We start from the raw sequence: 21,805 nt of genomic DNA on the forward strand, positions 1-21,805 counted from the left end.
GGCGGGACATCGACATGAACGAGACCACTCAGCAAACCATCGTGCAGGCGCTGCGCACGCGCATTCTTTCGGGCGAACTCTCGCCGGGCCAGCGGCTAGTCGAAGCACACCTCGCCGATAGCCTCGGCATCTCGCGCACGCCGCTGCGTTATGCGCTAAGCGTGCTGGCGACCGAAGGACTGGTCGAGCGCTCGGGCGCACGCGGTTATATCGTGCGCCGTTTCAGCGTTACCGACGTGCTCAACGCCATCGACGTGCGCGGCGTGCTCGAAGGCCTGGCTGCACGCAGCGTGGCCGAACGCGGCGTGAGCGCGACGCTCGCGCGTGCCCTGCAAGACTGTCTGCGCGAAGGTGACGCGATTTTCGCGGCAGGCGCGCTCGCGCTCGCCGGCGACGCGGAGGCGCGCTATGCCGACATGAACGGCCGCTTTCACGCGCTGATCGTCGATGCCGCGCAAAACCATGCGGTGAGCGCCGCGCTCGGGCTCAACGACAAGATTCCCTTCGTGTCGCCGGCCACGGTCGTATTCGACGATGAAGCGCGCCAGCAGCAATACATGATGCTCGCCTATGCGCACCGCCAGCACCACGCCATCGTCGGCGCGCTGCTTAAGGGCGAAGGCGCGCGCGTGGAAGCGCTCATGAAGGAGCACACGCATATCTCGAAGGAGAGTCTGAATCTTTCGGTCGAGCATCTGCATCTGATCGCGGGGGCCGCGTGAATCCCGCCGATCTGCTCAACCTCGCCCATCTACGCGCGTTTCGCCTCGTCGCCGATACCGGTAGCGCCACGCGCGCCGCCGCCGCGCTCTATCGCGCGCAATCGGCGGTAACGCGTTCGGTGCAGGAACTCGAAACCGCGCTGGGCGAGCCGCTCTTCGAGCGCAAACCCTCGGGCATGCTGCCGACTGCCGTGGGACGCGTCGTGCTGGATCGTTGCGCGCGCATCTTTGACGAACTCGAAGCGCTGGCGCAATGGTGCGCGGCGCGCCAGACGCGCCGCCGCGCGCTCGCCGAGGGTGCGCTGCCTGCGTGGCTGCTCAACACGCGACGGCTGCAGTTGTTCGTGGCGCTCGCGCGCCATCGGCACATGCCCAGCACCGCGAGCGCGTTTGGCATCAGCCAGCCCGCCGTGAGCAGCGCGATGCGCGTGCTTGAAAGCGGCTCGGGCATCACGCTGTTCCACCGCAGCCCGCGCGGCGTGCAACTGAGCGCCGAAGGCGAGACCTTCCTGCTGCATGTGCGGCGCGCGCTCAACGAGCTGCGCCATGTGCCCGACGATATCGCCGCGCTACACGGCAATATCCAGGGCGCAGTGACGGTGGGCGCGCTGCCGCTAGGCCGCACGCTGATCCTGCCTGCCGCCATCGCGCGCCTGAGCGCGCAGCATCCCGGCGTGCGCGTGGTCACGGACGAAAGCGCCTATGAATTGCTGGTGGCGGGCCTGCGCGCGGGCGATGTCGATTTCGTGCTCGGCGCGCTGCGCGAGAACGATGCGGCCAGCGGCCTCGCCAACGAACGCCTGATGGCCGAAGACATGGTCGTGCTGGCGCGGCGTGGCCATCCGCTCGCGCAGAAAGCGGGCTTGAACGTAGGCGATCTGCGCAACGCGCAATGGATCGTCTCGCGTCTGCATTCGCCCGCACGCGGGCTGTTCGAAGCGCAATTCAGGCGCCTCAAACTCAAGCCGCCGATGCCAACCGTTGAGACCGCCGATCTCGCGGTGATACGCGGCCTGCTGATGGGCACGGACATGATCGCCGCGCTTTCGGCGCAGCAATTGCACTATGAAATCGCGGCAGGGGAACTGGTGGTGCTGGATGTGCCGCTGCACAACACGCGGCGCGAGATCGGGCTGACGATGCGTGCGGATAGCGCGCCGTCGCCGGGCGCACGCGCCTTGATCGACGCGATACGGCTTGCGGTGGCGGACGCGGCGCCTGCGGTGCGGGTGGTGGAAGGCCGCCTGGGCGGCTGAAGAGATGAAACCGGCGCGCTGATTGGTTCGACAATCAGCGCGCCGGTTTTACTGCGTTACTGCGTCCAGACCGAAGGCGGGACCGCCACCACGCCGTCGAACAACCAGCGCGCGGTGCGCAAAAGCGCCGCGCCCGTGATATCGACTGCGTCGTCACGGCGCGCGAGCGCCAGTTCGACGGTAAATTCTCCGGTCGGATGCTCAACGACAACGCGCTGGGTTTCGCCATTGCGCGCGTTATCTTCGAGCGCAACCAGCCCGTCGCAGACGGTGCCCGGCAAGGCCGCCGCACTCGCCACGCTCACCGCGCCCAGCACGCCAATCGACGCATGGCAGCGGTGCGGAATGAAACTGCGCGTGCTGATGGTGCCGCCCTCGCGCGGGGCCGCGACCAGACACATCTTCGGCACGGTGCGCTCGCGCACATCGCCCAGATTCATACGCGGGCCAATAGCCAGCCGAATCGCCTCGATGCGCGCCTTCAGGTCTTCGTCGGCGTCCAGTTGTTCGCGCGTCTCGTAGCCGGTGCGGCCCAGATCCTGCGCGCGCATCAGCACGAGCGGCATGCCGTTGTCGATGCAGGTAACGTCGACGCCTTCCACCGTATCCTTCAGCTTGCCGGTCGGCAGCAGCGCGCCGCAGGTCGAGCCTGCGGTATCGCGAAACGCCAGCGGAATCGCCGCCGCCGTGCCCGGCACGCCATCGATACGCGCATCGCCTTCGTACTGCACGACGCGGCCCGGCGTCGGCACATTCGCCACCGCGATTTGCCCCGTGTTGACCATGTGAATCGCCACCGGCGTCACGCCGTCGCGCGCGTCGACCAGACCGCGCTCGATGGCGAACGGCCCTACGCCCGCCAGCAGATTGCCGCAATTCTGGCCGTAATCCACGCGCGCCTCGTTCACCACCACCTGCGCGAACAGATAGTCGATTTCGGCATCGTCACGCGTCGAAGGCGCGACGATCGCCACCTTGCTCGTGAGCGGGTCTGCGCCGCCGATGCCGTCGATCTGGCGCGGATCGGGCGAACCCATTACCGCCAGCAGCACGCGATCGCGCAGCACCGGATCGGCGGGCAGATCGGAGGCCAGGAAATACGCGCCTTTGGACGTGCCGCCGCGCATCAGCATGCAGCGGATCCGCGTTTGACCACGCTGCGGAGTGTGTGTCGATGCCACCGGCCAACCCTCCGATCAGAGATCCGCTGCGGATTTCACGTAGCGCAGGCCCTTTTCCGCCAGGCGTTCGCGCATCGAATAGTAGTCGAGGCCGAGCGTGCCGCCCGCCAGCACGGCGCGCGTCTTTTCTTCCTTGGCGATGCGCGCCTGGGTGGCTTCCACGACCTTCGGCACGCTCGCGAGCGGCACGACCACCACGCCGTCATCGTCGGCGACGATCACATCGCCCGCATGAACGATCTGCTGGGCGCACACCACCGGCACGTTGACCGAGCCGAGCGTCTCCTTCACCGTGCCTTGCGCGGAGACCGCCTTCGACCACACCGGGAAGTTCATTTCCTTGAGCGTACGCACGTCGCGCACACCCGCGTCGATGATAAGGCCGAGCACGCCGCGCGCCTTCATCGAAGTCGCCAGCAGGTCGCCGAAATAGCCGTCCTCGCAAGGCGAGGTGGGCGCGGCCACGACCACGTCGCCGGGGCGGCATTGCTCGACGGCCACGTGCAGCATCCAGTTGTCGGACGGCGGCATCAGCACCGTCACCGCCGAACCGGCAATCGCCGCGCCCGAATAGATCGGCCGCATATACGTGGCCAGCAGGCCCAGACGCGCCTGCGCCTCGTGCACGGTGGCCGAGCCCGCGGCCTGCAGGATCGCCAGGTCGCGCGCGTCGGCGCGCGGGATATCGGTTACGACGACGCCGCGCTTCATGCCAGGTCTCCCACCACAGCGGGCGTCAGGCGCATATAGCCTTCGCCGTACTGGATGTCGCGCTTCGCCGTGATGCCGATATTGCGCTTGGCCTGCACGCCGCGTTGCAGCGCGACGCGCGTGTAGTACTCCCAAAGATGTTCCTGGCCGGCCATGCATTCGATTGCGCGGCGCTTGACGTCCCACACTTCGGTGATGTCGAGGAAGGTGTTGGGCGTCCATTCGCACTGCTCGGTCTGGTGCGGCTCGAACGCATAGACGGGCGGCGCGCCGACAATTTTCTGGCCCGGATTGTGGCCTTCGGCCTGGGCGATGATGCGCGCTTCCTGCGCCACGTGCATGGCGAGCGGGTGATCGAAGTTGTACGGGTCTTTCGGCGAGTGACTCAGCACGAAGGCAGGCTGCACGTCGCGGTACACATCGACGAGACGCAGCAGCGCTTCGTCGGAAACGCGCAACGGGTAGTCGCCGAGATCGAAGAAGTCCACTTCCGCGCCGAGGATTTCGGCGGCGGCCAGCGCCTCTTCGCGGCGCGCGGCCTTGACCTTGTCGAGCGTCATGTCGGCGCCCTTGCGCCACAGCTTGGCGGATTCGCCGCGCTCGCCAAACGACAGGCACACCACTTTCACGCGATAGCCGTTCTTCTTGTGCAACGCAATTGCACCGCCCGCGCGCCAAACGAAATCCGCGCTATGTGCGCTCACCACCAGCATCGATTTTTCAGACATTTCCGGTTCACCCAGCTTCATCGTGACGATGCCCCATTGTAGGTTTGGGCCTCGCGGGCGGCGTACCGAAACTGCCGTTCAAAGCCATCGAAACTGTTTATCGCAAGGGTTTACCGCAGGTTGTTCCGGCCTCTCGAAGCTGGGTTCCGGGCGTAGGTCTGGTACGCGTTTTGAACATCGGAACGTTGCGGATGCAACGACTGTAAAAGACGCCATTGCCTTACGCAGAAGGCGCAAATCGACGCGCGGCACTCTGAAGCGATTTGGCCCTTTCATTCGCGCACGCAGATCGTTGCGCGTGCATCGGCCCGGACGGCTCTGAAAGTGTTGCGTAAACACCGAATGCAGCTATTGACAGTATTTTTGCGAATGACAATCGTTCTCATTCGTAGATACAATCCGCATACTTTTGAGAATACGCCTGCCGTACATCGACAAGATGCGCGAGCAACCTAAAACGATACGTCCGCCCACGAGCCCGGTTCTCGCGAGGCGGCTGCATGACCATAAGCTTCGAACTTATTTATGTCCGTAACCCGCCGTCTTGCGCCGCGCCTTGATGCGGCCGCGCTGTCTGTTTTTTCCGCCCGAACCGCTCACCCCGCTCACCTCAGCCGCCCCGTTCTGCCCGCCAGCCGCCGCGCAATGCTCGCGGCGGTCGCCGTAGCGTTCGCGCTGCCCGCCGCCGCTTTCGCGCAGGCAAGCGGCTCCGCTGCCACGACGGATGCCACCACCGGCGCCAACGCCACGCTGCCCACCGTCAAGGTGCAGGCCGCGAAGGACGTGCTGCCCGGCGACCTTCAGCCGACCTACGGCGGCGGTCAGGTGGCGCGCGGCGGCGACTTTGGCGTGCTCGGCTCGCAAAAGAACATCGACGTGCCGTTCAGCATGACGACCTACACCGCGAAGCTGATTCAGGATCAGGGCGCACGCACCATCGGCGACGTGCTGTCGAACGATCCCGCCGTGCGTACCGCCTACGGCTACGGCAATTTCCAGGAGATCTACGTCATCCGCGGTTTCACGCTGGACAGCGACGACATCTCCCTGAACGGCCTGTACGGCATCACGCCGCGCCAGCTCGTCGAAACGCCGGCCATCGAACGCGTCGATCTGTTCAAGGGCGCGAGCGCGTTTCTGAATGGCGCGTCACCCAACGGCAGCTCGATCGGCGGCAGCGTGAACCTGCAGCTCAAGCGCGCAGACGACAAGCCGGTCACGCAGGTGACCCTGGATGGCAGCGCTTCGGGCGAATTCGGCGAGCACATCGACGTGGGCCGACGCTTCGGCGACAACGATCAGTTCGGCATTCGCGTGAACCAGTCGAACCGCGACGGCGAAACGAGTGTCGACGGCGAACATCGCCGCAACAACCAGACCGCCGTGGCGATCGACTGGCGCGGCGACAAGCTGCGCCTCGAAGGCGATTTCCTTTATCAGCGCCAGCGCGTCACGGACGGGCGCGGCGTGGTCTATGTGTCCGGCGTCGAAATCCCGACGGTGCCCTCGGCCACGCACAACTACGCGCAAACGTGGTCATACAGCGACGCCGAAGACACGGTCGGCATCCTGCGCGCCGAATACGACTTCCTGCCGGGCTGGACGGCCTACGTGGCGGGCGGCGAGCGCCACACGAGCGAGCACGGCGAATACTTCTCGCCCTACTACACCGACGCCGCGACGACCACGGGTAACCGGCTTGGCGTGGTGCGCAAGGAAGACGGATCGTCGGCGGAAGCGGGCGTGCGCGGCCACTTCGACACCGGCCCGGTGAGCCACTTCGTAACCGCGGGCGCGTCGATCGTGCGCGTGCTGACGCAGTCGGGCTGGACGTTTGGCGGACCGTTCGCCACCGATCTCTACAACACGCAGCAGGTGCCGTCGCCGGCCACCAACTCGCAGGCGGGCATGGACGGCAACCCGCCGATCACCGCGCTCAACCTGTTGCGCAGCGTCGCGGTATCGGACACGCTCGGCTTCCTGAACAACCGCGTGCTGTTCACGGTGGGCGTGCGCCACCAGGAACTGCTCTCGAACGGCTATAGCTCGTCGACGCTGCAGCAAACGTCGAACTACAACGACTCGATCACGACGCCGCTGTTCGGCCTCGTCGTCAAGCCGACGGAAAACATCTCGCTGTACGCGAACCGCAGCGAATCGCTGTCGCCGGGCGGCATTGCGCCTCAGGGTTCGGTCAACTACGGCGATCAGCTCGCGCCGGAGCGCACCAAACAATACGAAGTGGGTGCGAAGTACGACAACGGCCATTACGGCGCGCAGCTCGCGCTGTTCCAGCTCGAAAAGCCGCAGACGTACACGAACAGCGCCCAGGTCTTCGTTGCCAACGGTAACGAGCGCCATCGCGGCGTGGAGGCGTCGGTATTCGGTGAAGTCTACAAAGGCGTGCGCGTGATCGCGGGCGCGACCTACATCAACGCCCAGCAGCTCGATACGCTCAACGGCGCCACCGACGGCAAGAAGCCCGTGGGCGTACCGAGCTTCATGCTCAACCTGGGCGCGGAATACGACGTTGCGTGGGTGCCTGGTCTGACGTTCTCGGCGCGCTGGACGCACACGGGCCCGCAGTACTTCGACGCGGCCAACACGATGTCGATCAAGGCATGGGACACCGTCGATCTCGGCGCGCGTTACGCCACGAACCTGTTCGGCCGTCCGACGACGTTCCGCGCCAACGTGTACAACCTCGCGAACAAAGCCTACTGGTCGTCGACCAACGGCGGTTATCTGACGATGGGCGCACCGCGCACGGTGCTGTTCTCGATGACGACGGATTTTTGAGCGGGTTGTTGCGGCTTTGATGTCGTACCTGGCCCAGCCTTTACCGGCTGGGCTTTTTGTTGAAGGCGCGTCATTGCCCGAGTGACACAGACTCGCACAGTATGGCCATCTCGGCTCCGCACGACGGCTCAAGAACAAACAACATCCGGCGGCCGGCGGCGAAATCCCGCATGTACTCCTGCCCCCGCTCTTCGCTGGTCACGGCCGCCGTCGAGTCATCGCGACTGTCGATCCATTGAATCCATTTGCGGATTTCGACCAGGGTGAATGCATACCTATGGGAAATCAGAAGCCTTGAAGCAACGTTCTGCCCAGCAAAATCAATCATGCGCTGAGCAATAAGGCCCGAGAATTTCAGCGTCTCAAACTCTCCGCCGGCACGTCGAAAGCGCAGCGCTACCGAGCGCGCCCGTGGGTCGTGTTCAACACCGTACAGCTCCGCGTCGTGAAAGGACGGGAAGTCGTCAATCTTTCGGATATCAGTGTAGGTATCTGTATTCATAGGATTTTCAGCAAGAGGAACTACAAGGGAGAAAAGGCGACGCCCGGGCCACGCACTCCATTGCTCCAGTTGTGAGCATGCGGGACGCCCTGTCCGTGGTCGTGGTCAAAATCGAAGTCAACAACAGCCTTGCGATCGTCGCCATACAATCGCATCTGCCCGCTCCCAGGGTTCGTGTACCACGTTCCAGGCTCTCCATCGTTCGGAGTCTTGGCAATGTCGAACGAGTCGCCGTACTGCGCGTCATCCTGCCGATACGCGAATGGCTGTGCATCGCCCAGCGGCGTCGCATCGTTGCTTAAATCTGTGCTGAACGGGTCCTCGTCGTGCGCGCTGCCAGGCAAGGTCGCGGCTGCCGTTTCGACTAAATGCACGAAGCCGAATCCATCATCAGCCCTTGCCGTAGTGCCAAGGTCGGACAGCGAATCAAGCGTAACGCCGATGCCTGCCGGAATTGCATCCAGCGCAGGAAGTTCGCCATTAATCCGCTTTAGCGCATCAAACTCCCGGGCGCTCAAGACTCTGGGCGGGTATGCAGAACCGCTACCACCCATTGCAGGCCAGTGCTGCGGCGCCGGGTCGGCTTGCGCTACACGCGGCACGCCTCGAAATTCACGGTTCACCACCGGCACGAGGCGGCCGGTCGCCACCGCATCGCATAGCAGTTTTTTGAGCGCTGCGTTGTCGGTTGGCTGGTTCCAGTGCGCGACGTTCAACTGATCGCGAACAAACACTTTAACGTCGCGCAACGCTCTCGCACCGGAAATCGTACGCAAGTCCCAGTTCGGTCGGAAATGTCTAGCGAAGGCCGCCTTATCGTCCGCGAGTTGCTTGATGCGCGCTTTCTCCCACGACGCGCCCTGATTCGCGTCGCTCGAGGGCCACGTATCTGGCGACCATGAAAAGTTGTCCTGCCCAATGTTCTGGTAAAGCTGGCGGGCCGAGCTATTACGGTAGCCGCGCCCCCAACCGGTCAGGTCGTAGTACTGCGGCCCAGGAACCAGCGTGCATTGCCAGCCGGTTTCGAGTGGGACTTTGAGTGTGTTCCACGCCATGGGCTACCCGTCTTCGTTGCGGGGCTTTAGCGTACTCCGCATCCGCAAATGGTTTGACGAAGAGTGGTTAAATCCCGACTTTCGTCAAACGGGCAGCGCCTTTTCAATGCACCTAAGCCCCTACCACCGTAATCGCAAACCCATCCCACCCCTTGCTGCCCACCGTCTGCACGGCCGTGGTATCGAGCCGCGCATCGCCGCTCACGCGCTCGAAGTACTCGCGCAGCCCAACCACGTCGACGTCCTGATCGGTTTCATCGGCGATACGGCCGCTGCGCACCACGTTATCGGCGACGATCACCGTACCCGCGCGCGCAAGCTTCAACACGCGTTCGAGATACTGCGGATTGCTGCGCTTGTCCGCGTCGATAAAGACAAAATCGAACGGCGGCGTGCCCTCGTCCAGCATCGCGTCGAGCGAATCCAGCGCGAGGCCGGTCACGACCGTCACCTTGTCGCTCAAACCCGCGCGCGCAATATTGGCGCGCGCCACGGCGGCGTTCTCCGCGCTGAATTCGAGCGATACGAGCGCGCCGTCATCAGGCAGCGCCCGCGCGAGCCAGATCGCGCTATAGCCGCCCAGCGTGCCGATCTCCAGAATGCGCCGCGCGCCCTGGATGCGCGCGAGCAGATGCAGGAACTTGCCCTGATTGGGCGCGACGTTGATGGCGCGCAGGCCAGCCTTCGCACTTGCCGCCAGCGCCCCGTCGAGCGCTTCGTCTGCACCGATCAGCCGTTCGGAAAACCAGTCGTCCACTGCATGCCAGGTCTGCTCGTTCATTGCAACGCTCCGCGATAGAGAAGAGCGCCCAGCTTAACGCGCGAGTACATCGCCATGCAGTTCAAATGACAAAATGCTTACGTACCATTCATTTATTTCGGATGCCGAATTATAAAAAGTAGCGCGTTCTTTAGCTTTGCTTACGCCTGCGCTTAACGGCTGCGCTTATCGGCACCGCCCTCCCGATTCTATTTAATTCGCATAGAAATTCATCCGATCGTTCGCAAACGTTGCTTATGCAAGTGCAATAAAGTCTGGTCGCGATCCAGACTCCGACTTCCCTGAGAGGCTTACCTGACAAAGCGTTGCGCCGATACGACTACGCATGCGCTTTTAACGTTCCTTGACAATGCAATGTAAATAAACGGTGAGCAATCATCTGCCGGATTTGATAAGAGTCAGATAAACTCCGTCAAACTCCGAACGTTGGCGCACTCCCGATCAGGGCGGGAAAAGCGGATCGCCAATATCACCCGACGACGGCTGGCTGCGCACGAATTGGGGGCAGCCGTCGCGATAAGACAAAGGGCCGTTTGCGATGCGAGTTTCCGTTCAAGTCCGCCTCGGCGCGCTGATTGCCGGGTTGTTGCTGGCGTCCAGCCTTCTCGCAGCCGACAAGCTGGCCGCCTCCGCGCCAGCCAAAGCGACCGCTAACGCAGCGCCGGGCACGCCAACTGCTGCGCCTGCCGCCGCGTCCGTGGCGGCGCCTGCGTCCGGGCCGGATATCGGCATCGGCCTGACCGGCGGCGTAGCTGGCAGTATCGCGAACACGCCTGGCGGCAGCGGCCCCGCCGTGATCCAGACAGCGCCTGGCAAGATCGCGATGCCGATCGACGCCACCGCTTCGCCGATCCCGGCCGGGCCGCCTCGCACACGTGTCTTCACGCTGCGACAGATGGGCAACTACGGGCCGATGGAGCTGCGCGGGCTCGATCCCACCGGCTACATGAACGTCGACGTGCGCACCGACGAAGTCGTCAACAGCGCGAAGCTGCGCCTCGTCTACACCTATTCGCCCTCGCTCATTTACGCGCTGTCGCATCTGCGCGTGATGGTCAACGGCGAAGTGGTCGCCACGATTCCGCTCGTCAAGGAAACCGCGGGGCAGCTCGTCACGAGTGAGATCAATCTCGATCCGCGGCTATTTACGGACTTCAACCGCATCAGCGTGCAGATGATCGCGCACTACACGCTCGATCATTGCGAGGACCCGTATCACTCGGCGCTGTGGACCGACGTTGCGCCCGAAACCACCCTCACGCTCAACACCACCGGCATCACGCTGCCCAACAGTCTCGCGTTGCTGCCGGTGCCGTTCTTCGACCGTCACGACAACACGCTGCTGCGCGTTCCCTTCGTGCTCGCCGCTAACGCAGGCGTGCCGACGCTGCATGCGGCGGGTGTGGTGTCGTCGTGGCTAGGCGCGCTCGCGAGCTATCGCGGCGCGCGTTTCCCCGTGATGCGAACCGCGCCCACCGACGCAAACGCTGTCGTGCTCGCGCTGCCCGGTCAGATGCCTGAAGGCATCACGCTGCCCGAGATCAAGGGCCCGACGATTTCGGTGATAACGAACCCCGCCGCCGATCCGCAATCGGGCCGCAAGCTGCTGGTGCTCGCGGGCCGTACGCCCGAGGAACTGGAGAAGGCCGCCGATGCGCTGGTGCTCGGCCAGGCAGGCATGTCGGGCGACAGCGTGGTGGTGCAGTCCGTCGATCTGGGTCCGGCGCGCAAGCCCTACGACGCGCCCAACTGGGTGCCGACCGACCGCCCCGTGCTGCTGCGCGAACTCGTCAGCGATCCGCAGCAGTTGCAGGTCTCGGGCTACAACCCGCCCGCGATCCGCGTGAATATGCGCGTGCCCGCCGACCTCTATGCGTGGGCGCGCAGCAACGTGCCGCTCGACATCCGCTATCGCTACACGGCGCCGTCGACGTGGAACGACTCGATCCTCAACGTGAGCATCAACGATCAGCTGGTGCGCTCGCAACGTCTGAAGCCGGTCACGCGCTCCAACGACGAAGCGCGCATCAACGTGCCGCTGCTGTCGGGCGCCGACGCGCGCGCGTCGAGCAACATCGAGATCCCGGCCTTCCGGGTCGGCTCGAATAACCAGTTCCAGTTCCAGTTCCACATCGACTCGCAGAAGACCGGCCTGTGCACCTCCACCGCCGCCGACGTGGCGCGCGCCGCCGTCGATCCCGATTCGGTGGTGGACTTCAGCGACTTCGCACACTACACGGCGCTGCCGAACCTCGCGTTCTTCGCCAACAGCGGCTATCCGTTCACCCGCATGGCCGACCTGGCGGAAACCGCCGTGGTGATTCCCGATGCGCCCAACGCGCAGGATCAGGAAGCGGTGCTCACGATGCTCGGCCACATGGGCCAGTGGACCGGCCTGCCGGCGCTGCGCGTGAAGCTGGTGGCCGCCAGCCAGATCGACAGCGTGAGCGGCAACGATCTGCTGGTGATCGGCTCGGGGTCGGCGGCGAATCTGCTCGCCAAATGGGGCAAGGATCTGCCGCTGTTGATCGAGCGCGGCAAGACCGAAGTCACCACGCGCGACCAGAAGAGCGGTTGGCCAGGCTGGCTGGGCGGCACCGAGGATATGGACGACGCCACGCCCGCGGGCCGCTCGATCGTCACGCTGGGCGGGCCGATTTCGGCGCTGATCGGCTTCGAATCGCCGCTTGCGTCAGGCCGCAGCGTGGTGGCGCTGGCCACCACTTCGTCGGCGCAACTGGGCGACGTGCTCAATGCGCTGGAGGACAGCGGCAAGGTCGCGGCAATGCACGGCGACCTGACGCTCGTGCGCAACAGCGACGTGGAAGGTCTGCGTGTGGGCGATCGCTACTTCGTCGGCGATCTGCCCTGGTATGCGCGCATCTGGGTCCATGTCTCGCGCTACCCGTCGCTGATGGCGCTCGCGGGCATTCTTGCGGGTCTCATCGTCGCGCTTACGGTGTTCTGGGCGCTGGGCCGCATGGCCGCTCGCCGCACCGGAGACTGACGATGCGGCCGGGATCGTCCCGCCTCGCGCGCTGGCTCGCGACCGGCGCCTGCGCCTGCGCCTGCGCGTTCGCGCCGCTCGCTGCGCTGCTGGGCGCGGGCGTGGCGCAGGCCGCCGCGCCGGCGGCGACACAGGCCGCTGCCGGTGCAAACGCAAACGCAAGCGTCTGCGCATGGGCCGACTGGAGCGCGTTCAAGCGCGATCTACTGTCCGCCGATGGCCGCGTGATCGACGCCAGCACGCCGCGCCAGATCACGGTGTCCGAGGGCCAGTCGTATGCGCTCTTCTTCGCGCTCGTCGCGAATGATCGCGCGGCCTTCAACACGATCCTGCAGTGGACCGAGAACAATCTCGCCCAGGGCGATCTCACTGCCCATCTGCCCGCGTGGATCTGGGGGCGCACCGATATCGACGAGAAGGGCGCGCCGGTGGCTTCATCGGCGGCGGCCGCGGCTTCTGCCGCCAGCGCAGCGCAGTCGTCGAAAGGCACGTGGGGTGTGATCGATTCGAACTCCGCGAGCGACGCCGATCTCTGGATCGCCTACACGCTGCTCGAAGCGGGCCGGCTGTGGAACGAACGCCGCTTTACTGCGCTCGGCACGGTGATGGCACGCAACATCGTGCGCAGCGAAACCGCCATCTTGCCGGGTCTGGGCCGCACGGTGCTGCCGGGGCCCCAAGGCTTCAAGCTCGACAAGGATAGCTGGCGCCTGAACCCCAGCTACGTCCCGCTGCAGGTGATGCGCCGCTTCGCGCTGGCGCTGCCCGAAGCCAGCGAATGGAAGGCGATGCTCGACAGCTCGACCAAGCTTGTCAACGACACCGCGCCGCACGGCTTCTCGCCGGACTGGGTCGTCTATCGCGGCAAGGACGGCGCGAAGAACGGTGGTAAAGGCGGCTTCGGCCCCGATGCGCCAACGCACGCCGAAAGCGCCTACAACGCGATTCGCGTCTATCTGTGGGCGGGCACGCTCGCCAACGACGATCCGCTGCGCAGCACCACGCTCGCCACGTTCTCGCCGCTGTCCGCGTACGTGGCGGCGCACGGCTTTCCACCCGAGCGCGTCGATACGCAGACCGGCACGCCGGGTTCGAGCGAGGGCAACGGTGGCTTTTCGGCGGCGGTCGCGCCGTATCTGTCGGCGCTGGGTCGCCCCGATCTGGCCGATGCGCAGGTCGAGCGCAGCCGCACGCTCGCGCAAAAAACGCCACCCGGCTACTACAGCAGCGTGCTGATGCTGTTCGGCCTCGGTTATCTGCAAGGCCTCTATCACTTCGACGCGCAAGGCCGCGTCGCGCCCGCATGGACGACCCGATGCCCGGCACCGCGCTGACCGCCCTCGCCCGCGCGCCGCGTCGCGCTTTACAGCCCACCGCGCCGCGCCTGTCGTCGCTGCTCGCGCTGCTGATCGCGGCTTCGCCGTGGGTCGCGCGTGCGCAAAACGCCCAGAGCGCCCAGCCTGCGCCGCAACCGGCCATCTATGCCGCCGCGCCCTCGGCACAGGCCGCGCAACTGCTCTCGGCGGCGCGCATGTGGATGGGCAAGAACCGCCCCGACGTCGCGCAAGGTCTGGTGGAAAAGGCGCTGCTGTTCGATCCGCAGCAACCCGATTCGCTCGCCCTGAAAGGCGAAATCGAACTGCGCATGAACCATACAGCCGAAGCCGCGAAAGTCCTCGCCCAGCTCAAGAAGGTCGCGCCGAACGCACCCGCGACCCAGGATCTGTCCGACGCTTATCGCGTCGCGACGAGCGACAAGAACGAACTGGCGCAAGTCCGGCTGCTCGCGAACGCGGGCAAATCCGACGAAGCCGCCGCACGCATGAAGAAGCTGTTCCCGAACGGCGCGCCGCGTGGGGCGCTGGCGCGCGATTACTACCGAATCGTCGCCGGCACCGACGCGGGCCGCGTGCAGGTCATTGGCGAATTGCGCGCGCGTCTGAAGCAGAACCCCAACGACAGCTCCGCCGCGCTGACGCTCGGCGACCTGTTGACGGACCGCACCAGCACGCGCATGGAAGGGCTGAACCTGATCTACGGTGTGTATCAGCGCCAGGACAGCAACCGTGCCGACGCGCTCGACTTCTGGCGACGCGCGCTCAACAGCGCCGGACGCGACGATCCGGCCTACTACATCTGGTATCAGCGCTATCTGCAGGAAGTGCCCGACGATACCGAGACCCGACAGACCGTCGCCGATCTCGCGAAGAAACTCGGGCCGCAGGGCGTAGCGCAGGCCAACGCGGCGGCGGCCAGCGGCAAGCCTTATATCGTCGCCTCGGGCGGCGGCAATAAAGGCGGCGGCGCGAGCCCACGTCCGGCTGGCCCAGGAGCGGCGGCGCGCAATCGCGGCCTCGCGCAACTCCAGCGCGGCGATCTCAAGGATGCCGAAGCATCGCTGCAGACAGCGCAGCGCGCCGCGCCCAACGACGGCGAGACGCTCGGCGCGCTTGGCCTGGTACGCATGCGCGAAGGCCGTCAGGACGAGGCCCGCGAGCTGTTCGCGCGCGCCCTCAAGCTCGACCCGGACAACGCCGGCAAGTGGCGCAGCCTGGAAAAGACCGCCACCATCTGGGGCACCATAGGGCGCGCCCGCACCGCCAATTCGCAAGGCAAGCCGGAAGAAGGCGAAACGCTGGCCCGTCAGGCGCTCAAGCTCGATCCGGGCAATAGCGACGCCACGCGCATCCTCGCCGATTCGCTCATCGCGCAGAAGAAATGGAGCGAGGCCGAAGCGCTGTTGCGCCCACTCGTCGAAGCGAAGCAGCCCGACATGGGCGCGCTGCGCAGCCTCGTGACGGTGCTGCGCGAGACCCATCGCGACAGCGAAATCGATCCGCTCATCACGGCCACCGCGCCGCGCCTTACCGGCTCCGAAGCGGACGTCAAGCGGCTGCGCGCCGATCTGCTGTCGATCCAGGCCGATCAACTGCTCGCCGAAAACCACAAGAGTCCGGCTATCGCCAAACTCGAAGAGGCCGTGCGCCTCACGCCCGACGACGCCTGGACGCGCTTCACGCTCGCGCGCCAGTATCGCGATCTGGGCCTGCCCGCGCTCGGCCGCCAGGTGATGGAGGATGGCCTGAAGGTCTCGCAGGCGCCCGACATGCATTACGCCAGCGCGCTCTATCTGAATTCGGTGGACGACGTGGACGGCGCCGCGGCGCAGCTCGACGCCATTCCGGTTGCCGAGCGCAGCGACGGCATGCGCGAACTGATGGGCAATCTCAAGGCGCAAAAGCAGCTTGCGCAGGCCCGCCAGCTCATCGCGCAAGGCAAGGAAGACGAGGCGCGCGCCATGCTCGACGCGGCGGCCGCCAGCGCCACGGCGGCCAACGATCCGCAGATGCTCGCGACGGTCGGACGCGAATGGATCGCCATCGGCGAACCCGACAAGGGCCTGAAGCTGGTGCAGGACTGGCTCGCGGCGCACCCCGGCGACGAGGCCGCCAACGGCGTGCGGGTGCGCTATGGCGAGCTGCTCGGTGCGGCCAATCGCGACGACGACTGGGCGAAGTGGATCGACGCGACGCGCGCGCAGCCCGGCATCACCGACGAGCAACGCGCGAGTCTCGACGATCAGGAACTGCGCCTGGCCGTGCGCGCGACCGACCGCCAGATTGCAGCGGGCGATCTGAAGAGCGCGCAGCGCACGCTCGACGCCGTGCCGGATCGCCTTAAATCGAACCGTCGCTGGCTGCTCGAAGAAGCCGATTTGCTGGAAGCGCGCGGCGACTACAAGGGCGCGATGGCGTCCGCACAGAAGGTGCTGGCGACCCAGCCCAACGATCCCGATGCACGCCTGACAGTCGCACGCATGTATGAACGCATGGGCCGCAACGCCCAGGCCGCGCAACTGGTGCGCGACGTGCTCGCCGACACGCCCGAAGACGACGTGGACACGCGCCTCGCGATCGCGCGGCGTTTCACGGCGCAGGGGCTCAATCAGGACGCGCAGGACGTGGTCGATCCGCTGCGCGCGCGCTACCCCGACCGTTCCGACGTGACGACCCAGGCCGGGCGCGTAGCGCAGTCGCGCGGCGACTACAACGAAGCCGCCAGCCTCTATCGCACCTCGCAGACCCAGGAGCAGGCCGAAGGCGAGCAGCCGGACCCGAGCGACGGTCTGACGTCGGCGGCGCGCGCGCTGCAGGGGCTGGAGGATCGCCGGCAAGGCCAGATCGCGACCGAGTGGTATCAGTCGAATCTCTCGGGCGACTCCGGCATTTCAGAGTTGCACGCGACCGAAGTGCCGCTTTACGTGCGCATCCCGGACGGCTACACGGGCCACTATTTCTTCCACGCCGACACGGTCTATCTGAACGCCGGCACGCTGCCCGCCAACGATCTGCAAAGCGCGTACCAGTACGGCAAGATCGCGGCGCTCGGCAACGCGGGGCTGAATCCGGTCAACGAAACAGCCACCGGTGTCGCGCTCGCGGCGGGCTACGAATACAACCGCGCGAACACCAACTGGCGCGCCGATATCGGCACCACGCCAATCGGCTTTCCGATCACGAGCGTGCTGGGCGGTCTGCTGTATCGCTACGACTTCCCGCACGCCTCGCTCTCGGTCGATGTGTCGCGCCGGGCCATGACCAGCAGCCTCGTGTCTTACGCTGGCGGGCGCGACCCCGTCACGGGCGAGGCCTGGGGCGGCGTGGTGCGCAATAGCATCACCGCGCGCGGCGCGCAGGACCTGGGTCCTGGCACCCTGTTCGCGAGCGTCGGCTACGGCCTGCTGACCGGCAGCAACGTGCAAACGAACCAGGAATTGCGCGTGCGCAGCGGCTACGGCCTGACCGTATGGCAGCGGCCCGACCAGAACGTGGCCAGCGGCCTGACGATCAACTTCTGGAAGTACTCGAAGAACGAGCACTTCTATACCTTCGGCAACGGCGGTTATTACAGCCCGCAGAGCTATCTGTCCTTCGGGATTCCGCTCGACTGGACCGGGCGCTACAACAAGCTGTCGTGGGAAATCGACGGATCGGTGGGCGTGTCGTTCACGAACGAGGATCGCTCGCCCTATTTCCCCACCAACGCCGCGCTGCAGTCGCAGGCCGCCGCCTATATGGCCGCGAACGGGCTGGGCTCGCCGTATTTCGGCGGCGGCTCGGGCGGCGGTTTCAGCTATGCGGTGGAAGCCGCGCTCGAATACCGCGTGACGCCGCACTTCACGGTGGGCGGGCGCTTCAGGCTCGACCGCTCGCGCGACTACGCGCCGAACGTGGGCCTCTTGTATCTGCGCTACTTCTTCTCGCCGCAGCATGGCCCGGTGCCGTACCCGCCGACGCCGGTCAGGCCATACTCGGAATATTGAGGCATCGTATGAAGACTTCGATCGACAGGACGCTGCCGGATTTCGCCAACCCGCTGGCCGTGCCGGGAGTGACGCGATGAACCAGTCCACCCGCGATTCAGCCTCCAGAAAGGCTCAGACAAGCGCCGAGCCGCGTGCCTCGCTGCTCGCGCGCCTCTCCCAGCGCGAGCCGCTGGCGATCGACGGCCTGCCGCCCGCGCTTGCAGCGCTCGGCGTGGGCCAGGTCCATATCGTCTACGCCAGCGCGTCGCCCGCGCGCGACGCGCTGTTCTGGGAAACCGCCGCCGCCGCGCTCGAAGGCCCGGCGACGGTGCTGTCCACGCGCGACAGCGCCAGCATCGCCGCGACGCTGCGCGCGCACGGCATCGACGTCGAAAGGCGCGACGCCACTCATCACTGGGCCAACGTCTGCTCGCTCGTGCCGCTCGAAGGCCGCGACGGCGCGCAGGTGCTGATCGAGGCGCTGGAAGCGCTTGCCAATCAGTGCGCCTCGCCCGCCAGCCAGTTCTATATCGAAGGTGCCGACGCCTTTTTCGCCTGGCACGACGCCGCCACGCTGGTGCGCCAGGGCGCGCTGTTGGCCAACTGGTGCGCGACGCATCGCTACGGCGTGCTGCTGGTCGCAGAACTTCCAGGCGCCGGCGAGGACGGTGCGCAGCCCGCGCTCGCCGCCTTCCAGGCGCGCTTTGCGGGCGCCGCGCAACTGCTGCAAACGCAGGGGCAGTTCCATTGGGAAGTGGCGTTCTGGCGTTCGGGCGAGAGCGTGCTGGGCAGCCAGTCGCTGCCGCTGCGCTTTTCGACGGTCGATCATCGGCTGACGGTGTCGGGCGGCACTTTCGAGCATTCGATCGGCGAAGCGGGCCTGCTCGCCCCCGACGAAGGCCGCGTGATCGTCTCGCGCGACGCCGTGCTCAACGAGCGCGTGCTGCCGCCCGCCTGGCAGGTCGTCGACGACAACGAAGCGGCGCTCAACGCCGCCCGTACTGCCGTGGCCGCCACCGTGATTCTCGACTTCGGTGCGAGCCGCGACCTCGAAGCGCTCGCCGAACACGTTCACACGCTGCGCCTGCAATGCGGCAACGCGCTCAAGATCATCGTGCGCGAGGACGGCGTGGCGATGCGCTACGAGTCGCTGATGCTCAACCTAGGCGCCAATCGGGTGATTCCGCGCAACACCACGCTCTCGCAGTGCGAGGCCATCGTCGAAAGTCTGCAAGGTCAGGTGTTTTCGCGCCCGATGCCCGCCGACTACCGCCAGGCACTGGCTGCCGTGATGCACGGCGAGGAAAGCGGCTATGTGAGCGCGACGCATTTCGTCGAACTCGTGCGCGCAGCCGTCGAGCGCAGCCGCGTGATCCAGTTGCCGAACGTGCTGATCCGTCTCGCGCTGATGCCGGAAGTGGCGCATGTAGACGCGCTCAAGGACTGCCACCAGCGGCGCGCGGGCGACATCATGACCGCCGCCGGCGACAGCCTCTATGTATTCTTCTTCGCGTGCCGCCTGGGCGACGCGGACGCGGTCTGCCAGCGCGTGTTCCAGCGGCCGTTGGCCGAGCTGTTCCAGGGCGAGCAGCGCTGCGGCGACGCCAAGTCGATCGGCGCGCTGCTGCAGACGTTGACCGACGAAATCGATACGCAAACGCCGCCCGACTATTCGGGCTGGCTCGCGCTCAACGCGCCGCTCGATGCGCCCGCTCAAACGCAGGCGCCCGCTGTCGTCGCCGAACCGGAGCAGCCCGGCGTACCCGAGATTCCCGTCTATATCGCGCCGCGCGAAGTGCCGCCCGCCGATACGGCTGCCGCAGCGCCCACGCCATCGCCGAGACTCACGCCGTTGCCCGGCCTGCCGGTGCTCGCCGATGCCGCGCACGCGCCGCTCGCCCGGCCGGCGGCGCCACGCGACGAGCCGCGCCGCGCGGCGCTGCCGCTCAAAGCTCAGGGGTCCCGCTGACATGGACATCTTTTTCGGTTTTTTCGTCTGGGGGCTGATCATCGCGGCGCCGCTCTGGTGGCTCGCGTGGCGCCTGCGTCTTGGCCGCTATCTGCCCGACTGGGCCAAGCCCGCCAGCCAGCGCCCGCTCGAACTGCCGCCGCAACTCGACGCACTCGTGATCCGCGGCAAGCGCCGCAAGGACCTCGTGGTGCGCCGTGTGTCGGCTGCACCCGCCGCCGTGCGGGCCGCGCCCCATACCGATTCCCAGGCCACTCTAGCGGAGCCTCGTTCATGAAAACCGTCGCGATCGTCTCCGCCGTGGGCGGCGCGGGCCGCACGACGCTCGCCGCCTCGCTCGCGGGACTGCTGGCCGCGCGCTCGCACACGGCGCTCGCCATCGAATGCGATCCGCGCAACGTGCTGGCCATGCACTTCGGTCTGCGCGAGAGCGCGCGCGAAGGACTCGTCACGCAGCTCTACAATCCGAATCCCGCCAGCGACGTCTGGGCGCGCGCCGCACTGCAAAGCGACGACGGCGTGCTGGTGCTGCCGTGGGGCAGCGTCACCGCCGATGGCGAACCCACCGCGCACAGCAGCGATGACGGCGACGGCGCCACGCGTCTGAACGCCAACCTGCGCTGGCTGCGCGAACTGCTCACGCGCGTGGATCTGCCGTCGAACACGCTCGCGCTGATCGACACCGCGCCCTGGCCTTCGGCGCACGCGCGCCAGGCGATCGAAGCCGCCGATATCGTGCTCGGCGTGCTCACGCCCGACGCCGCCGCCTGCGCAACGCTGCCGCGCTTCACCGAAGCGCTGGTGCGCGCGGGCAAGCGCACGGCCTTCGTCGCCAATGCCGTAGTGCCGGCCCGCCAGCTGCACACCGACCTGATCGCGCTGCTGCGCGCACGCCTGGGCCCGGCGATGCTGCCCTACGTCGTGCACGCCGATACGGGCGTACCCAACGCCTTCGCCAGCGGCGCCAACTTCTGCCGCAGCGCGCCCGGCTCGCAGGCCGCGCACGACCTGAACGGCATCGCCTCGTGGATCTCGCACTGGGCCGAGGGCGCGCTCGCCGAGCTCCACGTGGATCTGCCCGAAGGCGCGAGCCCGCCGCCGCCAGACCGCGCGACCGGAGGCAGAAGATGATCCGCGCCCGGGTGCAGACGTTCTGGGCCGACTATGTGAGCGAGCCGCTGGCCCGTTACTGGAGCGCGCTCTGGGTAGGCCTGCGCCGCGTGAGCGCCCCCGAGCTGAGCGTGACCGCCGACGCCGGCATCGGCCAGTGGCTGCTGCGGCTGTTCTTCCGCCCGCCGCGCCCCGGCAAACCGGACTGGCCCGCACTCGCCTTCGACGCGATCGGCCAGGATATCGTCGCGCGGCTGAACATGGGCCGCGACCGCAGCACGCGCGCGTGGCTGCTGCGTTTGTTCCTGCGCCCGCGCCGCAGCCGCCGCCGTTTCGCCGCCGATCTGCGCACGCTCCACAAGCAGCCGCATCCGCACCGGATCGCGCTGCGCGTGTGGCTCGACCGCAAGCTGGAACCGCTCTACCGGCGCGGCAAGCGCGCCAGCGCGGCCATCGCGGCGCGCCTGCCGGCGATCAACTGGGACGGCATTCGCGAGCGCCTCGAAAAGCTCTCCGAAGCGCTCGACCGCGTGCCCTTCCTGCGCCAGTGCCTGCTCTGGCTCGCCTTTATCGCGGCGGTCACGATCTGCACCACGCCGCTGCCGCTGGGCGACCAGGTGCTGCTGTTCTTCCTCGTCTGGCTGGTGGTGATGCTCGCGCGCCGCGTGCCAGGACGCCT

Annotated in this window: 15 protein-coding genes and 1 pseudogene; 10 read left to right on the forward strand and 6 right to left on the reverse strand. The window is 66.5% G+C overall.

Going from position 1 to position 21,805, the window contains the following annotated elements; translation table 11 throughout:
- The first annotated feature begins 14 nt into the window (after positions 1–14).
- Positions 15–722 (forward strand): GntR family transcriptional regulator, encoded by a 708-nt coding sequence (locus tag VG320_RS16630; protein ID WP_327201182.1) that lies wholly within the window; start codon positions 15–17, stop codon positions 720–722.
- Positions 719–1,978: a LysR family transcriptional regulator gene (locus tag VG320_RS16635; protein WP_327201183.1), complete on the forward strand. Its 1,260-nt coding sequence runs from the start codon at positions 719–721 to the stop codon at positions 1,976–1,978. Before VG320_RS16630 ends, VG320_RS16635 begins: the two co-directional genes overlap by 4 nt.
- A gap of 56 nt (positions 1,979–2,034) precedes the next feature.
- On the opposite strand, the gene VG320_RS16640 is transcribed toward VG320_RS16635, so the two are convergent.
- The 3 genes from VG320_RS16640 to VG320_RS16650 are packed head-to-tail and all read right to left on the reverse strand — an operon-like array spanning position 2,035 to position 4,619.
- Positions 2,035–3,159 carry a 4-oxalomesaconate tautomerase gene (locus VG320_RS16640; protein WP_327201184.1) on the reverse strand — a complete coding sequence of 375 codons (1,125 nt, stop codon included), beginning with the start codon at positions 3,157–3,159 and terminating at the stop codon, positions 2,035–2,037.
- Positions 3,160–3,174: 15 nt separating this feature from the next.
- Positions 3,175–3,870, reverse strand: a complete 696-nt coding sequence (locus tag VG320_RS16645) for a 4-carboxy-4-hydroxy-2-oxoadipate aldolase/oxaloacetate decarboxylase (RefSeq protein ID WP_327201185.1) — start codon at positions 3,868–3,870, stop codon at positions 3,175–3,177.
- A complete protein-coding gene (locus VG320_RS16650; protein WP_327201186.1) occupies positions 3,867–4,619 on the reverse strand; it encodes a PIG-L deacetylase family protein in 753 nt (250 codons plus the stop codon). Before VG320_RS16650 ends, VG320_RS16645 begins: the two co-directional genes overlap by 4 nt.
- Positions 4,620–5,243: 624 nt before the next feature.
- Between VG320_RS16650 and VG320_RS16655 the strand changes: the two genes are divergently transcribed.
- Complete coding sequence (locus tag VG320_RS16655; RefSeq protein WP_327201197.1) at positions 5,244–7,397, forward strand: TonB-dependent siderophore receptor; 2,154 nt, start codon at positions 5,244–5,246, stop codon at positions 7,395–7,397.
- Between the two features lie 70 nt (positions 7,398–7,467).
- On the opposite strand, the gene VG320_RS16660 is transcribed toward VG320_RS16655, so the two are convergent.
- From VG320_RS16660 to VG320_RS16670, 3 genes are all read right to left on the reverse strand, one after another.
- Complete coding sequence (locus VG320_RS16660; protein ID WP_327201187.1) at positions 7,468–7,899, reverse strand: hypothetical protein; 432 nt, start codon at positions 7,897–7,899, stop codon at positions 7,468–7,470.
- 20 nt (positions 7,900–7,919) lie between these two features.
- The gene (locus VG320_RS16665) at positions 7,920–8,954 is read right to left on the reverse strand and encodes a hypothetical protein (RefSeq protein ID WP_327201188.1); all 1,035 of its coding nucleotides are present in this window, start codon (positions 8,952–8,954) and stop codon (positions 7,920–7,922) included.
- 112 nt (positions 8,955–9,066) lie between these two features.
- Positions 9,067–9,735: an O-methyltransferase gene (locus VG320_RS16670; protein WP_327201189.1), complete on the reverse strand. Its 669-nt coding sequence runs from the start codon at positions 9,733–9,735 to the stop codon at positions 9,067–9,069.
- Between the two features lie 538 nt (positions 9,736–10,273).
- Between VG320_RS16670 and bcsB the strand changes: the two genes are divergently transcribed.
- The 7 genes and pseudogenes from bcsB to VG320_RS16705 form a co-directional block, all read left to right on the forward strand.
- A complete protein-coding gene (gene bcsB / locus VG320_RS16675; RefSeq protein WP_327201190.1) occupies positions 10,274–12,742 on the forward strand; it encodes a cellulose biosynthesis cyclic di-GMP-binding regulatory protein BcsB in 2,469 nt (822 codons plus the stop codon).
- Positions 12,743–12,744: 2 nt separating this feature from the next.
- On the forward strand, positions 12,745–14,076 hold the full coding sequence (bcsZ, locus tag VG320_RS16680; protein WP_327201191.1) for a cellulose synthase complex periplasmic endoglucanase BcsZ: 1,332 nt from the start codon (positions 12,745–12,747) through the stop codon (positions 14,074–14,076).
- Positions 14,046–18,065, forward strand: coding sequence for a cellulose synthase subunit BcsC-related outer membrane protein (locus VG320_RS16685; RefSeq protein WP_327201192.1), 4,020 nt, complete (start codon positions 14,046–14,048; stop codon positions 18,063–18,065). The genes bcsZ and VG320_RS16685 overlap by 31 nt, the downstream gene beginning before the upstream one ends.
- 76 nt (positions 18,066–18,141) lie before the next feature.
- Positions 18,142–20,016 (forward strand): cellulose biosynthesis protein BcsE, encoded by a 1,875-nt coding sequence (gene bcsE, locus VG320_RS16690; RefSeq protein ID WP_327201193.1) that lies wholly within the window; start codon positions 18,142–18,144, stop codon positions 20,014–20,016.
- A 1-nt stretch (position 20,017) separates the two neighbouring features.
- On the forward strand, positions 20,018–20,293 hold the full coding sequence (locus VG320_RS16695; protein ID WP_327201194.1) for a hypothetical protein: 276 nt from the start codon (positions 20,018–20,020) through the stop codon (positions 20,291–20,293).
- Positions 20,290–21,147, forward strand: a complete 858-nt coding sequence (bcsQ, locus tag VG320_RS16700; RefSeq protein WP_327201195.1) for a cellulose biosynthesis protein BcsQ — start codon at positions 20,290–20,292, stop codon at positions 21,145–21,147. Before VG320_RS16695 ends, bcsQ begins: the two co-directional genes overlap by 4 nt.
- Positions 21,144–21,805 (forward strand): annotated as a pseudogene (locus VG320_RS16705) (UDP-forming cellulose synthase catalytic subunit); the annotation flags it as partial. The gene bcsQ and the pseudogene VG320_RS16705, both read left to right, overlap by 4 nt.

It is taken from the genome of Paraburkholderia sp. (assembly GCF_035948235.1).
GTDB lineage: Bacteria > Pseudomonadota > Gammaproteobacteria > Burkholderiales > Burkholderiaceae > Paraburkholderia.

Bases quoted from the DNA above. Each gene is read 5' to 3' on its own strand.
- VG320_RS16630 (WP_327201182.1), top strand. From the start codon at position 15: ATGAACGAGACCACTCAGCAAACCATCGTGCAGGCGCTGCGCACGCGC.
- VG320_RS16645 (WP_327201185.1), bottom strand. From the start codon at position 3,870: ATGAAGCGCGGCGTCGTCGTAACCGATATCCCGCGCGCCGACGCGCGC.
- VG320_RS16650 (WP_327201186.1), bottom strand. From the start codon at position 4,619: ATGAAGCTGGGTGAACCGGAAATGTCTGAAAAATCGATGCTGGTGGTG.
- VG320_RS16655 (WP_327201197.1), top strand. From the start codon at position 5,244: ATGCTCGCGGCGGTCGCCGTAGCGTTCGCGCTGCCCGCCGCCGCTTTC.
- VG320_RS16660 (WP_327201187.1), bottom strand. From the start codon at position 7,899: ATGAATACAGATACCTACACTGATATCCGAAAGATTGACGACTTCCCG.
- VG320_RS16665 (WP_327201188.1), bottom strand. From the start codon at position 8,954: ATGGCGTGGAACACACTCAAAGTCCCACTCGAAACCGGCTGGCAATGC.
- VG320_RS16670 (WP_327201189.1), bottom strand. From the start codon at position 9,735: ATGAACGAGCAGACCTGGCATGCAGTGGACGACTGGTTTTCCGAACGG.
- bcsB (WP_327201190.1), top strand. From the start codon at position 10,274: ATGCGAGTTTCCGTTCAAGTCCGCCTCGGCGCGCTGATTGCCGGGTTG.
- bcsZ (WP_327201191.1), top strand. From the start codon at position 12,745: ATGCGGCCGGGATCGTCCCGCCTCGCGCGCTGGCTCGCGACCGGCGCC.
- VG320_RS16685 (WP_327201192.1), top strand. From the start codon at position 14,046: ATGGACGACCCGATGCCCGGCACCGCGCTGACCGCCCTCGCCCGCGCG.
- bcsE (WP_327201193.1), top strand. From the start codon at position 18,142: ATGAACCAGTCCACCCGCGATTCAGCCTCCAGAAAGGCTCAGACAAGC.
- VG320_RS16695 (WP_327201194.1), top strand. From the start codon at position 20,018: ATGGACATCTTTTTCGGTTTTTTCGTCTGGGGGCTGATCATCGCGGCG.
- bcsQ (WP_327201195.1), top strand. From the start codon at position 20,290: ATGAAAACCGTCGCGATCGTCTCCGCCGTGGGCGGCGCGGGCCGCACG.